Below are 15933 nucleotides of genomic sequence, written 5' to 3'. Positions count from 1 at the left end.
ATTGTGCGGCGGGTGGCCGAGCGCAGCAGGCGTTTGGCATCCGGATTGCCCGTGGCGTCGCCGCCGATCGGCAGCGACTTCTCACTGAACGGTGTCGGGGCGATGCCCGAAGTGTGGCGTCCTGCGTCCGTGCTCATCCCTTTGATCAAACGCGAGACGGGAATCACGGTCTTGCTGACCCAGCGGACCGAGGATATGCCCAGTCATGCGGGCCAGATCGCCTTTCCCGGCGGTCGCCGGCAGGTCGAGGACATAGACGCGACGGCAACCGCGCTGCGCGAAACCGAGGAAGAGGTCGGTCTCACCCGCGACTTCATCGACGTCGTCGGGACGATCGACCTCTACCGGACGGGCACGGGCTACCAGATCACGCCGATCGTCGGCATCGTCACACCCGGCTTCACGATGCGTGCAGATCCACGCGAGGTCGCCGATGTCTTCGAGGTGCCGCTCGACCATTTCCTCGACGAACGCAATCACCGCATCGACAGCAGGGTCTGGCAGGGCCGCGAACGGCGCTACTACGCCATGCCCTACGGAGAGCGCTACATCTGGGGCGCCACGGCGGGTATGCTGAAAAACCTCCACTTCATCCTGACCACAAGCGCCTGACGCAGGCCGGGAGTTTCCATGCGAGTCGTCCTCCTCATCCTCGTGCTCGTACTGGCGCCGTTCGGCGCCTTCTTCCTCTGGGCCTGGGCGGTGAAAATCAAACAGGAGCGCAAGATCGCGGGCACGCTGCCGTCGTGGCAGGACATGCCGATGACGTGGCTGGGTATTGCTGGCTTCGCCTGCGCCATCGCGGGCTTCTTCGTCATGTTCTTCACCCAGGATCAGGGTTACGGCGGTCTCTTCGCATCATGAAGCCTGCCGGTCGTCTCGACGTGGTGCCGTGGTCGAACGACACGGCGGTCCGCACCCTGTTCGACGTGCTGGGCGGGTCCGGTATCGCCGCGCGCTTCGTCGGCGGCTGGGTGCGCGATGCCGTGCGCGGTGCGCCGCTCAGCAATGAACCCGATCTTGCGGTCGACAAGCCGCCCGAGACCGTGATGCTCGCCCTCAAGGCGGCCCGCATCAAGGTGGTGCCGACCGGATTGAAGCACGGCACCGTGACGGTGGTGATCGCCGGAGCGCCTTATGAGCTCACGACCCTGCGCCGCGACGTCGAGACCGATGGCCGGCATGCGGTCGTGGCCTTCACCGACGACTGGCTGGAGGATGCGAGCCGGCGCGACTTCACCTTCAACGCGCTCTACGCCGATCTCGATGGAACGATCTACGATCCGTTCGACGGCCGGACCGACCTCGCCGACGGGCGCGTGCGCTTCATCGGCGATCCTGACCTCCGTATTGCCGAGGACCGGCTGCGCATCCTGCGCTTCTTCCGCTTCCATACCTGGTATGGGCGTCCACCGTTCGATGCGCCGGGCTTCGAAGCCTGCCGCCGCAATGCCGGCAGCCTGCGCGGCCTGTCGGGCGAGAGGGTGCGCAAGGAACTGCTGCGCCTGCTGCAGGCGCCGGCGCCGGCCGACACGGTCGCCGCGATGCGCGAAGCCGCCATCCTCGATCACTGGCTGCCCGAATGCGACGGCACGGCGCGGCTGCGCGCGTTGATCGCGCGCGAGGACAGGCCCGACCCGCTCCGCCGGCTGGCGTCGATCCTCGGGGCGGAGGCCGATGCCACCGCGATCGGCAAGCGCCTGAAGCTTTCGACGCAGGAGGCGCTGCGGCTCGACGTCATGCTGGCCGCCGATCCGGTCATCGACGTGGCCGGCGGCGCGACGGCGTGGCGTGCGCAGATCTATGCGCTGGGCGGCAATCTCTACGCCGACCGCCTGCTGCTCGCGGTCGATGCGCCCGGCGACTGGCGCGCGGCGCTGGCGATGGCGCGCGACTGGACGCCGCCCGAGCTGCCGGTGAGCGGCGGCGATGCGCTGAAGCTCGGCCTCAAGCCGGGGCCGAAGGTCGGTGCGTTGATCGAGGCGGTCGAACGCTGGTGGATCGACGGCGACTTCACCGCCGATCGTGCGGGCTGCCTCGGCGAACTCGAGCGACTCGTGAGAGCACAGCCATGATCCGTCCCGGCGTCACCTTCGCGCTGTGGCTGGCGATCGCGACCCTCGTCGTGCTGAACGAATTCGTGGGCGACACGTGGATCGCCGCCACGCTCTCGGTGCGCGCGGTGGAATGGTACAAGGCGCTGGTGCCGATTCCCTACGTGGCGATGGTGGCGATCATCCACGCGCGGCGTACGCGCGGCGATGACTGGTTCCCGGCGGCGCTGCTGGCGGCGCTGCTGTGGTCGACCTCGACGATGCTGGCCGGCTTCACCTATGCGCGCGTGGCCTACGAGGAAGGCGCGGAAGCCTTCTTCGATCGCCTGGGCTTCTGGTGGGGCGCGCCCTATCCGCTGCTGGTGCTCGTGCTGTTCGCGTCGCCCTTGCTGGCCGGCTGGGCGCTGGCCCGGCATCGATGAGCCCAGGATGAGCCCACGATGAGCCCACGATGAGCATCGTCTCGCGGCTGTGCATCTCCGGCTACCGCTCGCTGCGGGACGTCCGGCTGGAGATCGAGCCGCTCACGGTCGTCACCGGCGCCAACGGCAGCGGCAAGTCTAGCCTCTATCGCGCCCTGCGGCTGCTGGCCGATGTCGCGCAGGGGCGGATCATCCAGTCGCTCGCGCTCGAGGGCGGCATCTCCTCGGTGCTGTGGGCGGGGCCCGAGCAGTTTTCGCGCAGCATGAAGCGCGGTGACCAGCCGGTGCAGGGCACGGTGCGCCAGTCGACGATCAGCCTGAAGTTGGGTTTTGCCTCGGAGTCCTACGGCTACGCGATCGATCTCGGCCTGCCGGTCCCCGGCGGCCTGTTCGGCCGCGATCCGGTGATCAAGACCGAGACCCTGTGGACCGGGCTCGTCCTGCAGCGCGCCAACGCCTTCGCCGAACGGCACGGCCCGTCGGTCACGCTGCGGGATCTCAACGGAGAGCGCCGGCAGGCCTATACGCGCCTCCAGCCGTTCGACAGCATGCTGACCCATTGCGCCAATCCCGAGGATGGCGCGGAGCTGCTGGCGATGCGCGAGCAATTGCGCGACTGGCGGTTCTACGATCACTTCCGCACGGATAGCGACGCGCCGGCCCGCCGCCGCCAGGTCGGCACGCGGACGCCCGTGCTGGCGGGCGATGGCGCCGATCTCGCCGCGGCCATCGCCACCATCCAGGAGATCGGCAGCGAGGGGCAGCTGGAGGCGGCGATCGCCGACGCCTTTCCCGGTGCGTCGGTCGATGTCGCGGTGAGCGACGGCTATTTCGAGGTCGAGATGCGCCAGCGCGGGCTGCTGCGGCCGCTGAAAGCCACCGAGCTGTCGGACGGAACGCTGCGTTACCTGCTGCTGGTGGCGGCGCTGCTGTCGCCGCGGCCGCCCTCGCTCATGATCCTGAACGAGCCCGAAACCAGCCTCCATCCCGACCTGCTGGCGCCGCTGGCCCGGCTGATCGCCGATGCGGCCAAGCGATCGCAGATCATCGTGGTCTCGCACGCCGAACGCCTCGTCGCCGCGCTCACCCAGGCGGGCGGGCGACGGATCACGCTCGCGAAGGAGCTGGGCGAAACCGTCGCCCAGGACGAAGACCGGCCGATGTGGAACTGGCCGGGCCGGTAATCCCGTCGTCTCGACCGAAGCGCCCCCTCGGAAGCCCTCGGGCAGGCTCCGTCTCGTCCTTGAACAGGTTTTTCAAAAGGACTGTCGAGCAGCCTGACCGTCAAGGGGCGCGGCGGCACCAGATCGAGGGGGTGCGACTCTCATTTCGATTGTTTCGTTTATTTCGTTTATATCGATTATTTGCCCCGACTCCCGCTAATTCAGCGGCCTGTCAGGGCCAGCGCACCTCGGGCGGCAGGGACATCAGGATCGCCTCGACATTGCCGCCGGTCATCAAGCCGAAGCGTGTGCCGCGATCGTGCAGCAGGTTGAACTCGACGTAGCGGCCGCGGCGCGCGAGCTGGTGCGCGCGCTCGGCCTCGGTCCACGGCTCGTTCATGTGACGCCGCACCAGCTTCGGATAGATGTCGAGGAAGGTCTCGCCGACATCGCGCGTGAAGGCGAAGTCGCGCGCATGGTCGCCGCTGTCGAGATAGTCGTAGAAAATGCCGCCGATCCCGCGCGGCTCGTTGCGATGGGGCAGGAAGAAGTATTCGTCGCACCATTCCTTGAAGTTCGGATGGTAGGCGGGATCGTGCGCGTCGCAGGTCGTGCGGAACGCGGCGTGGAAATCCTGCGTATCGGGTTCGTGCGGCACCATCGGCGTCAGGTCGGCGCCGCCGCCGAACCAGCTGCGCGTGGTCACGATGTAGCGCGTGTTCATGTGGACCGCCGGCACCTTGGGCGACTGCATGTGCGCCACCAGCGAGATGCCGGCCGCGAAGAAGCGCGGGTCCTGCTGGGCGCCGGGGATCTGGCTGCGGAACTCCGGGCTGAACTCGCCGAACACGGTCGAGATGTTGACGCCGACCTTCTCGAACACGCGGCCGCGCATCAACGACATGGTGCCGCCGCCGTGATCCTCGCCGTTGGGACCCTTCTCGCGTTCCCAGCTCTTGCGCTGGAAGCGGCCGGGCGCCTTGTCGCGATGCGTTCCCTGCAGGTCATCCTCGAGGCTTTCGAAGGCGGCGCAGATGCGGTCGCGGAGGCCCGCGAACCAGGTCGCGGCCTCTTCCTTTTGACGGGTGATCGTCGCCTCGTCGGGCAGGGGCGAAGGGCCGTTGGGGCCGGTGGCGGTGCGGGCGGGCTTGGCGGTCATGCGAGCTTTTCGAATCCCGAGGTCTGGCGAAGGGCCTCGCTCAATACCATCGCCGCGGCCAGGGCGACATTGAGCGACCGCGCCCCGGGCTGGAGCGGGATGCGGACCCGGGCGTCCGCCGCCTCGTGGACATCGGGCGGGACGCCCGCACTTTCGCGGCCCATCAGCAGGATGTCGTCCGCCCGAAACCTGGCGTCCGGCAGGCGCTCCGCCCCCGCCGTGGTCAGCAGAACCAGCCGTCCGGGCGGCCGGTCCCGGCAGAAAGCGGCCCAGGAAGCGTGCCGGACGAGGGTGGCGAGGTCGTAATAATCCATCGCCGCCCGGCGAATCCGCTTGTCGTCCACCGGGAATCCGCAGGGCTCGATGAGGTCCAGGGGCACTCCAAGCCCGGCCGACAGGCGGATGAAAGCCCCAACATTCTGAGGGATATCGGGCTGAAACAGCGCCAGGCGCATGAACTCTCCATTCCGGTCCGCGTCGCGGAAGGCTCTTTATGCGGCACGCTGTCACAGAATGCCGCGCATCGGGCCTGCGACCAACAGAGCCTTGAAACAAAAGGGGCTTTCCCGGCTATATACCGGCCAATCTCCTCGGGGGGACGGAAGAGAGTAATCATGGCTGCTTCAAGCACATCGGCACACGGACACGGCGACCCGACTCGGCGCGACTTCCTGATGGTTGCGACGGGCGCTCTTGGCGCCGTCGGCGCCGCGGCCGTCGCGTGGCCCTTCATCAATAATCTCAACCCCGCCGCGGACACGCTGGCCCTGTCGACCGTCGAGGTGAACGTCACGCCGATCGCGGTCGGCCAGGCGGTCACCGTGAAGTGGCGCGGCAAGCCGGTGTTCATCCGGCACCGTACCGAGGCCGAGATCAAGGAGGCCGAGGCGGTGCCGATGGCGCAGCTGCCGGATCCGCAGACCGACAATGCGCGTGTCACCGACACCTCCAAGAAGGTCCGGCCCGAGTGGCTGATCATGATCGGTGTCTGCACCCATCTGGGCTGCGTGCCGCTCGGCAACAAGCCGGGCGATCCCAAGGGTGAGTTCGGCGGCTGGTTCTGCCCCTGCCACGGCTCGAGCTACGACACGTCGGGCCGCATCCGCAAAGGACCGGCCCCGAAGAACCTCGTGGTTCCGGACTACCTGTTCACTTCCGACTCGCTCGTTCGCATCGGCTGATCGACCCAGGTCGTCCGCCTCAGATCTCGCTGGAGTTCCAGAATGGCCTCGTCACACGGCACGCCGCCGGTCTTCAATAACAAGGTGATCGCCTGGGTCGATCACCGCCTGCCGATCTTCTCGTATATCGAGAAGGAATATCACACGTTCCCGACGCCACGGAATTTCAACTATTTCTGGAACTTCGGCGCGATCGCCACGGTGATGCTGGTCCTCATGATCGCCACCGGCATCGTGCTCGCGACCAACTACACGCCGCACGTGCTGATGGCCTTCGACGCCGTCGAGCGCATCGACCGTGACGTGCCGCAGGGCTGGCTGATCCGCGACCTGCACATGAACGGCGCGTCGTTCTTCTTCATCGCCGTCTACATCCACATCTTCCGCGGCATGTACTACGGCTCCTACAAGGCGCCGCGCGAACTGCTGTGGATCCTGGGCGTGGTCATCTTCCTGCTGATGATGGCGACGGCCTTCATGGGCTACGTGCTGCCGTGGGGCCAGATGAGCTTCTGGGGCGCCACCGTCATCACCAACCTGTTCTCGGCCATTCCGATCGTCGGCGAATCGATCGTCACCTGGCTGTGGGGCGGCTTCGCCGTCGACAACCCGACGCTCAACCGCTTCTTCGCGCTGCACTACCTGCTGCCGTTCATCATCGTGGCGGTCGTGGCGCTGCACGTCGTGGCGCTGCACGTTCACGGTTCGAACAACCCGACCGGCATCGACCCGAAGGGCCCGCAGGACACCGTCCCGTTCCATCCGTACTACACGATGAAGGACGGCTTCGGCGTGGTCTGCTTCCTGATCGTCTTCTCCGTGTTCGTCTTCTTCGCGCCGGACTACATGGGCCATCCCGACAACTACATCCCGGCCAACCCGATGGTCACCCCGGCGCACATCGTGCCTGAATGGTACTTCCTGCCGTTCTACGCGATCCTGCGCGCCATCCCCGACAAGCTGGGCGGCGTGCTGGCGATGTTCGGCGCCATCGCGGTGCTGTTCATCCTGCCCTGGCTCGACACCTCGCGCGTGCGGTCCTGCACGTTCCGGCCGATCTACAAGTGGTTCATGATGTTCCTGGTGGTCGACGTGATCGTCCTGGGCATCTGCGGTTCCAAGCCGCCGGAAGGCTTCTGGGTGCCGCTGTCGCAGCTCGCGACCCTGTACTACTTCGCTCACTTCCTCGTCCTGCTGCCGATCCTGGGCAAGATCGAACGGCCGTTGCCACTGCCTGCCAGCATCGCCGACTCGGTGCTCAAGAAGAAGGCGGTCTAAGAGCCATGCGCAAGCCTTTCGCCCGCAATCTCCTGGTCTCCGGCGCCATCGCGCTGGCGGCCCTCGCCACCGGCACCGTCGCCATCGCGGCCGGCGGGACCGAGCATCCGCCGCACAAGCACTGGCACTTCCAGGGCCCGTTCGGCACCTACGATCGCGCCGCCGCCCAGCGTGGCTTCCAGGTCTACCAGGAAGTCTGCGCGGCCTGCCATTCGCTGTCGCTAATGTCCTATCGCAACCTGACCGAACTCGGGCTGACCGAGAACCAGGTGAAGGGCCTCATCAAGGACATCTCCGTCTCCGATCTCAACGACGAAGGTGCGCCGGCCGACCGGCCGGCCCGGCCGTCCGACCGCTTCAAGAAGCCGTTCCCCAACGAGGCCGCCGCGGCCGCTGCCAACAACGGCAAGGCCCCGCCCGACCTCAGCGTCATCGTCAAGGCGCGCGAGTTCGGTCCCGACTACATCTACGGAATCCTCACGGGTTACGTGCCGTACGACAAGCTGACGCCCGAGCAGATCAAGGAGTTCGACGTCAAGAAGGACGACAACTTCAACAAGTACTTCCCGGGCCACAAGATCGCCATGGCGCCGCCGCTCGCGGATGACAAGGTGACCTTCGCCGACGGCACCAAGGCCACGCTCGACCAGGAAGCCGCCGACGTCACCGAGTTCCTCGCTTGGGCGTCGGAGCCGCACATGGAAGACCGAAAGCGCACCGGCGTTCGGGTCATCCTGTTCCTGATCGCTCTCGCGGGCCTGATGTATGCCGTGAAGCGTATGGTGTGGGCCGACAAGCACTGACGCTTGGGGCGTTAGTGCCGCTGGGCGCTAACGCCGGAGGCGACGTTCGATCGCTTCGTATCGCTGGATCAGCCGGCGGGCGCGAACGATCACCGGGATGTCGATCATCTTGCCATCCACCGAGAACGAGCCGCGGCCCTCAGCCGCGGCTTTTTCGTCGGCCGCGATCAGCTTCCGCGCGTAGGCGACTTCATCCGCCGTTGGCGTGAAGGCCTCGTTCAGCGTTGCGACGAGGCCGGGATGGATGCAGGTCCCGCCCGAGAAGCCGAAGCGGCGCGCCCGCTCAGCGCTCTTCCTGTAGGCGGTCGGGTCGGAATAGTCCGCGACGGTCCCCAGAATCCCGATCACCGGCACGCCGTGCGCCTGGGCCGCGAAGGCGACCATCCGCTTGGGCAGTTCGAGCGTCTCGTCGCCCGGCACCGAGCCGGTCTCCAGCGCGAAATCCTCGCCCCCCAGCATCATGGCGATGACCCTCGGTCCGCGCTCGGCGATGTCGTTCAGCTCGGTCAGTGCGCGCGGATGCTCGATCATGGCGGCGAAACCGACGCTGCCCACCTTCATGCCGCGCTCACGCTCCAGCTCCGTCACGACCTCGTCGAGCAGACGCATGTGTTGCACGCCCTCGGTCTTGGTGACGAACAGGGCCGAGAGGCCGGGCCGCACCGCCGCCTCGATGTCGGGAAGCGCCAGCCGAAGCGGCCGGTTGATGCGGACTGCGACGTCGGCGCCGCCGCGCGCCACCTTCTCCATCGTGTCCGGCAGCATCGCCCGCGCTTCGGGTTTCTGCGCCGGCTGCACGCTGTCCTCAAGATCGACCAGCACGCAATCGGCGCCGCGCTCGTGGGCCTTGTCGATGAACTTCGGGACGTTGCCGGGAACGTACAGGATCGAGCGCCAGACGGACGGGACGGGCCGGTTCACTTCCTTGTCTTCCCCGTGGTCTTGCCGTCCGAAATTGCCCCCGACGCACAGAGCTTGTCGTACTCCGCCGCGCCCAGCATCGGCTTCAGCAGGGCTTCGTTGTGCTCTCCCACCCTCGGCGCCGCGCTCTTCAGCGCGCCCGGTGTGCCGGACATGCGCGGCACGACCGGATGGGTCGGCAGTTCGCCCATGTCCGCATCCTCGATCTCGATCAGCGATTCGCGCTCCAGCACATAGTCGTCCTGCACGATCTGCGAGATGTCGTAGACCGGGCCGATGGTGACGCCGGCCTCGTCGAAATAGCGCAGGTTCTCGTCGAGATCGCGGGCACCCACGAACTCGCCGATGATGCGGTCTAGTTCGAGCCCGTTGCGCACCCGCTCGATGTTGGTCGCGAAGCGCGGATCCTCCTTCAGTTCCGGCCGGCCGATCTTGTCCAGCACGCGCATCGCCATGCCCTGGGTCGAGGCCGAGAGGCAGACCCAGCTGCCGTCCTTGGTCTGGTAGACGTTGCGCGGCGCCGCATTGGTCGAGCGGCTGCCGGTGCGCACCTTCACCTCGCCGGTCAGCCTGTGATTGGCCGCCTGCGGTCCCAGCATCGAGAACAACGGATCGAACAGCGGCAGGTCGAGCACCTGGCCTTTGCCGCCGTTCATCTCGACCTCGCGCAGCGCCACCATCACGGCGCCATAGCCGTTCAGGGCGGCCATGCAGTCGGCGAGATACATCGGCGGCAGGACCGGTTCGCGATCGGCGAAGCCGTTCATCGAGGCGAAGCCGCTATAGCCCTCGATCAGCGTGCCGAAGCCCGGCTTGTGGCGATATCGGCCGTCCTGGCCCCAGCCGGAGATGCGCAGGATCACCAGCTTCGGGTTGATGGCGTGCAGCTCGGCCGGCGACAGGCCCATATCCTCCATGACGCCCGGCCGGAAGCTTTCGACCAGGATGGCGGCGGTCTTCGCCAGTTCGCGCACGATGGTGCGGCCGGCGTCGGAGCGCAGGTCGAGGGCGACGCTCTTCTTGTTGCGGCTGTAGACCTTCCAGGCGGTCTCGACGCCCTTCACCCGCCACGAGCGCAGCGTGTCGCCTTCCGGCGGCTCGATCTTGATGACCTCGGCGCCGAAGTCGGCGAGCTGCAGGGTCAGGACGTTGCCAGCGACGAGTCGCGACAAGTCGACGACGCGAACCCCGTTCAGGGGGCCGCGGGCGTCGGGGGTGAAGGTCTTCTTGGCGGGACGTTTGGCGGGCATTTTCCAACGAAAATCCTGTCATCCCGAGCGCCGCGAGGGACCCTTGGCAGCGCCTGGAAAGGTCCCTCGCTTACGCTCGCGATGACAATGGTGGTGGGAACGGCGTCGTGCGTCAGCCGACGTGCTTGGCCATGAATTCCAGCGTGCGCTCCATCGCCTTCTTCGAGGCCGCCGCGTCGTAGCTGCCGCGCTCGTCGCAATGGAAGCCGTGGTCGGCGGGATAGTCGTAGATCGTGACGTTCGGATGGAGCTGGCGCAGCTCGTTCACGTGCGTCATCGGGATATGCATGTCCTTGTCGCCGAAATGCATGATCGTCGGCACGCCGGGCTTCTCGTCCCGGGCGCCGTAGATGCCGCCGCCATAATAGGCGATGGCCGCGTCGGGCTTGAGGCGCGTCGCCGCCAGCCAGGTGATGGTGCCGCCCCAGCAGAAGCCGGTGACGCCGACCTTTTTCGCGCCGCGCTTCTTCAGCTCGGCGATGGCGGCCTCGACGTCCTGCACGGCCTTTTCGGTGAAGCCGGGCGTCATGACGTAGCCGCGGCCCTCGGCAATCGCGTCCGGTGTATAGCCGAGCTCGATGCCGGGCTTGAGGTGGTCGAAGAAGCACGGCGCGAGGGCGAGGTAGCCTTCGGCGGCGAACTTGTCGGTCACGGCGCGGATGTGGTGGTTCACGCCAAAAATCTCCTGGATGACCACGATGGCGCCCTTCGGCGTGCCCGCCGGGGTGGCCAGGTAAGCACCGATCTCGCCGGCGGCAGACTTAAGACGGATATCTTCGCCCATGAATAATCCTCCCTGTGTGGCCGGCATTGGACCATGGTAAGCCCGCGCCGTTCAAGGAATCCAAGCCATGTATCTTCCGAAGCATTTCGCAGGCGATGAAGCGGTCGGCCGCGAGGTCATGACGGCCCATAGCTGGGCCCTCCTGATGACGACCGACGAGACCGGTGCGCCCTTCGCCACCCATCTGTCGCTGCTCTGGCAGGACGATGGCAGCGAACACGGTTCGCTGATCGGCCATATCGCGCGGGCCAATCCGCACTGGAAGCTGTTCGAGCGGCCGGCGGAGTCGATGGCCCTGTTCTGGGGGCCGCACGCCTATGTCTCGCCGACTTGGTACACGCCCGGACCCAAGGTGCCGACCTGGAACTACGTCACCGTCCATGCCTATGGCCGGCCGGAGGTCGTCACCGATACGCAGGGCGCCCTCGATGTGCTGACGAAACTCTCGACGGCCTACGAAGGGGCGGACCCTTCGTCTTGGAACCTCGACCGCCTGCCGCCGGGCAATGCCGAAGCGCAGACGCGAGGCATCGTTGCCTTCCGCATGCCGCTCGCGCGCCTGCAGACCAAGATCAAGCTCAGCCAGAACCGCGACCTGGAGGACCGGCAGCGCGTGATGCAGAAGCTCGCGGAAAGCGACAACCAGGACGCGCAGGCGACGGCCCACTGGATGAAGCGCGTCCTGCCGTAACACAGGTTCTGCGATCTCTTTACATCGACCGGACCATCGGCCACTTTCCTCGCCAATAAAAGGGAGGAAATAAAATGACGGTCCGTCGTCGTGGTCTCGTGAAGCGCGGTCTGGGAACAGTGATCGCTGCCGGCGTCGGCATGCCGCTGTATCTTCCGGCCGCCCGCGCCCAGGCCTATCCCAGCAAGCCGATCACCTTCATCGTCCCGTGGCCCGCCGGCGGATCGAGCGACATCACGCTCCGCGCCATGTGCGAGCGGGCGAGCAAGGTGCTGGGGCAGCCCTTCCAGATCGACAACAAGGGCGGCGCTTCCGGCACGCTGGGACCGGCCACGATGGCCGCCACCGCACGGCCCGACGGTTACACCGTCTCGCAGCTCCCGATTTCCGTGTTCCGGCTGCCGGTGATGCAGAAGACGGCGTTCGATCCGTTGAAGGACTTCACCTACGTCGCGCATCTCAGCGGCTATACGTTCGGCGTCACAACGGCGGCCGACCAGCCCTACAAGACCTTCAAGGACGTGATCGAGTACGCCAGGGCCAATCCGGGCAAGGTGACCTACGGCACGCCGGGCGCCGGCACCTCGCTTCACATCGGCATGGAGCGCATCGCGGCCGCGGCCGGCATCAAGTGGACCATGGTGCCGTTCAAGGGCGGTGCGGAAACCAACGCCGCCGTACTCGGCAAGCACACGACCTTGCAGGCCGATTCGACGGGCTGGAAGCCGCTGGTCGACGCGGGCCAGCTTCGGCTGCTCTGCGTGTGGACCGAGAAGCGCACCAAGAACTGGCCCGACGTGCCGACCCTGAAGGATCTCGGCTTCGACATGGTGTTCGATTCGCCGTTCGGCATGGGCGGCCCGAAGGGCATGGACCCGCTCGCCGTCAAGAAACTCGACGAGGCGTTCAAGGTCGCGCTCGAGGACAAGGACGTCATCGCGACCCTGGAAAAGTACGACATGTCGCCGCGCTACATGCCGGCGGCGGCTTACGACAAGTTCGCCCGCCAGCTCTATGCCGAGGAGAAGGCGGCGCTGGAGAAGCTCGGACTGGCCGCCAAGAGCTAGTCCGCCCCGGAGAGAGCGGGGAAGAAAACAACAAGGGAGGAGTTCATGCGTCGTCGTTCGTTCATCGCGGCGTCGGGTGCGGTCGCGTCCGCCGCTCTCGCGCCCGCCATCGGCCATGCCCAGGGGCCCAAGGATTTCCCCAACAAGCCGATCACGTTGATCATGCCGTGGCCGGCCGGCAGCGGCGTCGACGTCTGGCATCGCGCGCTGGGCGACGCCGCGGCCAAGATCCTCGGCCAGCCGGTGGTGATCGACAACCGCACCGGCGGTTCGGGAACCAGCGGCCCGGCCAGCATGGCCGCGACCGCCAAGCCCGACGGCTACACGATCTCGCAGATGCCGGTGACGATCTTCCGCCTGCCGCACATGCAGAAGACGCCCTACGATCCGATGAAGGATTTCACCTGGATCCTCCACACCTCGGCCTACACGTTCGGCGTGGTCGTGCGGGCGGACTCGCAATTCAAGACGTTTCAGGACGTCATCGCCTTCGCCAAGGCCAACCCGGGCAAGTTCACCTACGCAACGCCGGGGGCCGGCAGCTCGCTGCACATCGGGATGGAGCAGATCGCCCACAAGGCCGGGGTGAAGTTCACCCACGTGCCCTTCAAGGGCGGTCCTGAGGGATGGGCGGCGCTCGAGGGCGGCCACGTCATGGCCGACGCCGACGCAACCGGCTGGGCGCCGCTGGTCGATGCCGGAAAGTTCCGCCTGCTCTGCATCTGGACGCAGGAGCGCAGTCCGCGCTGGCCCGATGCGCCGACCTTGAAGGAGCTGGGCTACAACCTGACTCTCGACTCGCCGTTCGGGCTGGCCGGTCCGAAGGGCATGGATCCGGCCGTGGTGCAGAAGCTGCACGACGCCTTCAAGGCGGCGCTCGAAGATCCCAAGGTGGTCGAGCTGATGGCCAAGTACGACTATCCCAAGCGCTACCTGAACACGGCGGACTACGCCAGGTTCGCCAAGCAGCAGTATGACGAGCAGCGCGAGGTCGTGGACCAGCTCGGGCTCGCGAAGAAGAGCTGAGCATGCTGCGTCGCGCTGAATTCTGGGGAGGCCTGTTCTGGCTGGGTGTCGGCGTGTTCGTCACCTGGCAGGGCTGGCTGCTCGAACTGGGCACCCTGCATGAGCCGGGCTCAGGCTTCGTCTTCTTCTGGCTCGGTCTCTTCATGTGCGCTCTGTCGCTGTCGATCACCGTCGCCGGCGCGCGCGGCGAGGGGCCCTTGCTGGCGGATCTCTGGCACGGGGCGCGATGGCGCAACGTCGTCATGGTGATCGCCGCCCTGATCGTCTTTGGTGTCCTGTTCCAGAAGCTGGGCTTCGTGCTCTGCAGCCTGGCGCTTCTGCTCTTCCTGATGACCTTCGTCGATCCGGTGGCGCCCAGGCTCTCGATCCCGATCTCCTTGGTCGCCTCGGTCGGGGTCTGGTACGTGCTGGAAAAGGTCCTGCTGGTGCAGCTTCCCAAGGGAAGCTGGCTCGAGGACGTTCCCTATCTCTCCTGGCTGGCGGGCTGACGCGATGGACGTGCTTTCCGGTCTCTACCAGGGATTCGCGGTCGCCTTCGATCCGGTCAACCTCCTCTACTGCTTCATCGGCGTGTTCATCGGCACGCTGGTCGGCGTGCTGCCGGGCATCGGCCCGATCTCGGCCATGTCGCTGCTGCTGCCGGTCACGCTCTCGGGCTCGCCCGAGTCCGGCATCATCATGATGGCCGGCATCTACTACGGCTCGATGTATGGCGGCTCGACGACCGCGGTGCTGGTGAACATCCCGGGCGAAGCGGCCTCGGTCGTCACCTGTATCGACGGCCACGAGATGGCCAAGCGCGGCCGTGCCGGCCCGGCGCTCGGCATCTCCGCGCTGGGATCGTTCGTCGCCGGCACCTTCGCGATCGTCGCCCTGATGCTCGTGGCGCCGATGCTGGCCCAGGTCGCCGTGGCCTTCGGCCCGCCGGAATATTTCAGCCTGATGGTCCTTGGCCTCACCATCCTGTCGTTCCTGACGCAGGGCTCGATGGCAAAGGCGCTGCTGATGGCGGCGGTCGGCGTCGTGGTCGGCCTGATCGGCCTCGATCAGATCAACGCCATGCCGCGCCTCACCTTCGACCGCCTCGAACTGGTCGACGGCATCGGCCTCGTGCCGGTCGTGATGGGCCTGTTCGGCGTGGCCGAGATCCTGGCGAACATCGAGCAGCAGATTCGCCGCGACATCGTGCAATCGCGGATCGGCAGCCTGTGGCCCTCGCGCGAGGACCTGAAGGCGAGCGCCGGCCCGATCGGCCGCGGCACTCTGCTCGGCTTCCTGCTGGGCGTGCTGCCCGGCGGCGGCGCGGTGATCGCCTCCTTTGCGTCGTACGCGATGGAGAAGAAGCTGTCGCGCACGCCCGAGCGTTTCGGGAAGGGCGCCATCGAGGGCGTCGCAGGGCCTGAGGCCGCGAACAACGCGGCGGCCGGCGGCGCCTTCATTCCGCTGATGACGCTCGGCATTCCGCCCAACGTCATCATGGCGCTGCTGCTGGGTGCCTTCGTCATCCACGGGCTGCAGCCCGGGCCGCTGATGATGAGCCAGAACCCCAAGGTCTTCTGGGGCATCGTCGCCAGCATGTATGTCGGCAACATCATGCTGCTGGTGCTCAACATGCCGTTGATCGGCATGTGGGTTCAGGTGCTGAAGGCGCCCTACAGGATCTTGTTCCCGCTGATCCTGATGTTCTGCATCGTCGGCGTCTTCGCCTCGGGCAACGCCGTGTTCGACGTATTCGTCATGATCGGCACCGGCCTGCTGGGCTATCTCATGCGCAAGTTCGGCTACGAGGCGGCGCCGCTGGTGCTGGCCTTCGTGCTCGGGCCGATGCTCGAGAACAACCTGCGCAAGTCGCTGATCCTGAGCCAGGGGTCGTTCGAGATCTTCGTCGCGCGGCCAATCTCGGTCGCCTGCCTGGCACTCGCGGCCTTCCTGCTGATCGCACCACTCCTTCCCGCGCTCCGCAAGAAGCGCGAGAAGGTGGCGCTCGACGTGACCGAGTAACTACTTTCAGTCTCGCTTCGAGCAATTTCCCTCATCCTGAGGAGCCGCGCTAAGCGCGGCGTCTCGAAGGATGGGCAACGAACGCGGTGCTCGTGCCACCCTTCGAGACGCTCACTGCGTTCGCTCCTCAGGG

General features: G+C 66.6%; 18 protein-coding genes. 13 read left to right on the top strand and 5 right to left on the bottom strand.

Annotated elements, in window-relative coordinates; translation table 11 throughout:
- The first annotated feature begins 12 nt into the window (after window positions 1–12).
- Genes ACQY78_RS14430 through ACQY78_RS14410 form a run of 5 tightly spaced genes read left to right on the top strand, consistent with a single transcriptional unit; the run spans window position 13 to window position 3660 of the window.
- On the top strand, window positions 13–612 hold the full coding sequence (locus ACQY78_RS14430; RefSeq protein ID WP_428676151.1) for a CoA pyrophosphatase: 600 nt from the start codon (window positions 13–15) through the stop codon (window positions 610–612).
- A gap of 18 nt (window positions 613–630) precedes the next feature.
- The gene (locus ACQY78_RS14425; RefSeq protein ID WP_425068392.1) at window positions 631–864 is read left to right on the top strand and encodes a hypothetical protein; all 234 of its coding nucleotides are present in this window, start codon (window positions 631–633) and stop codon (window positions 862–864) included.
- A complete protein-coding gene (locus tag ACQY78_RS14420) occupies window positions 861–2075 on the top strand; it encodes a CCA tRNA nucleotidyltransferase (RefSeq protein WP_428676149.1) in 1215 nt (404 codons plus the stop codon). Before ACQY78_RS14425 ends, ACQY78_RS14420 begins: the two co-directional genes overlap by 4 nt.
- Window positions 2072–2476: a hypothetical protein gene (locus ACQY78_RS14415; protein ID WP_428676148.1), complete on the top strand. Its 405-nt coding sequence runs from the start codon at window positions 2072–2074 to the stop codon at window positions 2474–2476. Before ACQY78_RS14420 ends, ACQY78_RS14415 begins: the two co-directional genes overlap by 4 nt.
- A gap of 35 nt (window positions 2477–2511) precedes the next feature.
- A complete protein-coding gene (locus ACQY78_RS14410; protein ID WP_428686385.1) occupies window positions 2512–3660 on the top strand; it encodes an AAA family ATPase in 1149 nt (382 codons plus the stop codon).
- 211 nt (window positions 3661–3871) lie between these two features.
- Here ACQY78_RS14410 and hemF read toward each other — a convergent pair whose 3' ends face one another.
- Together hemF and ACQY78_RS14400 are read right to left on the bottom strand one after the other, a co-directional pair.
- Entirely contained in the window at window positions 3872–4798 is a 927-nt protein-coding gene (gene hemF / locus ACQY78_RS14405) for an oxygen-dependent coproporphyrinogen oxidase (protein ID WP_428676147.1), read from the bottom strand.
- A complete protein-coding gene (locus ACQY78_RS14400; protein ID WP_428676145.1) occupies window positions 4795–5253 on the bottom strand; it encodes a tRNA (cytidine(34)-2'-O)-methyltransferase in 459 nt (152 codons plus the stop codon). Before ACQY78_RS14400 ends, hemF begins: the two co-directional genes overlap by 4 nt.
- Before the next feature lie 159 nt (window positions 5254–5412).
- Here ACQY78_RS14400 and petA point away from each other — a divergent pair, with 159 nt between their 5' ends.
- From petA to ACQY78_RS14385, 3 genes are read left to right on the top strand one after another with little or no spacing between them, the layout of a single operon-like run.
- A complete protein-coding gene (petA, locus tag ACQY78_RS14395) occupies window positions 5413–5979 on the top strand; it encodes a ubiquinol-cytochrome c reductase iron-sulfur subunit (RefSeq protein ID WP_428676143.1) in 567 nt (188 codons plus the stop codon).
- Window positions 5980–6021: 42 nt separating this feature from the next.
- Window positions 6022–7257: a cytochrome b gene (locus ACQY78_RS14390; RefSeq protein WP_428676141.1), complete on the top strand. Its 1236-nt coding sequence runs from the start codon at window positions 6022–6024 to the stop codon at window positions 7255–7257.
- A 5-nt stretch (window positions 7258–7262) separates the two neighbouring features.
- Window positions 7263–8060 (top strand): cytochrome c1, encoded by a 798-nt coding sequence (locus ACQY78_RS14385; RefSeq protein ID WP_428676139.1) that lies wholly within the window; start codon window positions 7263–7265, stop codon window positions 8058–8060.
- A 27-nt stretch (window positions 8061–8087) separates the two neighbouring features.
- On the opposite strand, the gene ACQY78_RS14380 is transcribed toward ACQY78_RS14385, so the two are convergent.
- The 3 genes from ACQY78_RS14380 to ACQY78_RS14370 all read right to left on the bottom strand — a co-directional run bounded on the left by ACQY78_RS14380 (window position 8088) and on the right by ACQY78_RS14370 (window position 11015).
- A complete protein-coding gene (locus ACQY78_RS14380) occupies window positions 8088–8981 on the bottom strand; it encodes an HpcH/HpaI aldolase/citrate lyase family protein (RefSeq protein ID WP_428676137.1) in 894 nt (297 codons plus the stop codon).
- Window positions 8978–10231: a CaiB/BaiF CoA transferase family protein gene (locus ACQY78_RS14375; protein ID WP_428676135.1), complete on the bottom strand. Its 1254-nt coding sequence runs from the start codon at window positions 10229–10231 to the stop codon at window positions 8978–8980. Before ACQY78_RS14375 ends, ACQY78_RS14380 begins: the two co-directional genes overlap by 4 nt.
- Before the next feature lie 112 nt (window positions 10232–10343).
- The gene (locus ACQY78_RS14370) at window positions 10344–11015 is read right to left on the bottom strand and encodes a dienelactone hydrolase family protein (protein ID WP_428676133.1); all 672 of its coding nucleotides are present in this window, start codon (window positions 11013–11015) and stop codon (window positions 10344–10346) included.
- A 67-nt stretch (window positions 11016–11082) separates the two neighbouring features.
- Here ACQY78_RS14370 and ACQY78_RS14365 point away from each other — a divergent pair, with 67 nt between their 5' ends.
- The 5 genes from ACQY78_RS14365 to ACQY78_RS14345 all read left to right on the top strand — a co-directional run bounded on the left by ACQY78_RS14365 (window position 11083) and on the right by ACQY78_RS14345 (window position 15800).
- Window positions 11083–11706 (top strand): FMN-binding negative transcriptional regulator, encoded by a 624-nt coding sequence (locus tag ACQY78_RS14365; protein WP_428676131.1) that lies wholly within the window; start codon window positions 11083–11085, stop codon window positions 11704–11706.
- A 140-nt stretch (window positions 11707–11846) separates the two neighbouring features.
- Window positions 11847–12773 (top strand): tripartite tricarboxylate transporter substrate binding protein, encoded by a 927-nt coding sequence (locus tag ACQY78_RS14360; protein WP_428686383.1) that lies wholly within the window; start codon window positions 11847–11849, stop codon window positions 12771–12773.
- A 45-nt stretch (window positions 12774–12818) separates the two neighbouring features.
- The gene (locus tag ACQY78_RS14355; RefSeq protein WP_428676129.1) at window positions 12819–13799 is read left to right on the top strand and encodes a tripartite tricarboxylate transporter substrate binding protein; all 981 of its coding nucleotides are present in this window, start codon (window positions 12819–12821) and stop codon (window positions 13797–13799) included.
- 2 nt (window positions 13800–13801) lie between these two features.
- Window positions 13802–14287, top strand: a complete 486-nt coding sequence (locus ACQY78_RS14350; RefSeq protein ID WP_428676127.1) for a tripartite tricarboxylate transporter TctB family protein — start codon at window positions 13802–13804, stop codon at window positions 14285–14287.
- Between the two features lie 4 nt (window positions 14288–14291).
- Window positions 14292–15800: a tripartite tricarboxylate transporter permease gene (locus tag ACQY78_RS14345; protein ID WP_425068376.1), complete on the top strand. Its 1509-nt coding sequence runs from the start codon at window positions 14292–14294 to the stop codon at window positions 15798–15800.
- Window positions 15801–15933 lie beyond the last annotated feature (133 nt).

The organism is Reyranella sp., from assembly GCF_965279625.1.
In the GTDB taxonomy this organism is placed as follows: domain Bacteria; phylum Pseudomonadota; class Alphaproteobacteria; order Reyranellales; family Reyranellaceae; genus Reyranella.
Note: the sequence above shows the minus strand (reverse complement) of the source record. Positions and strands in the feature narration are given on the sequence as shown.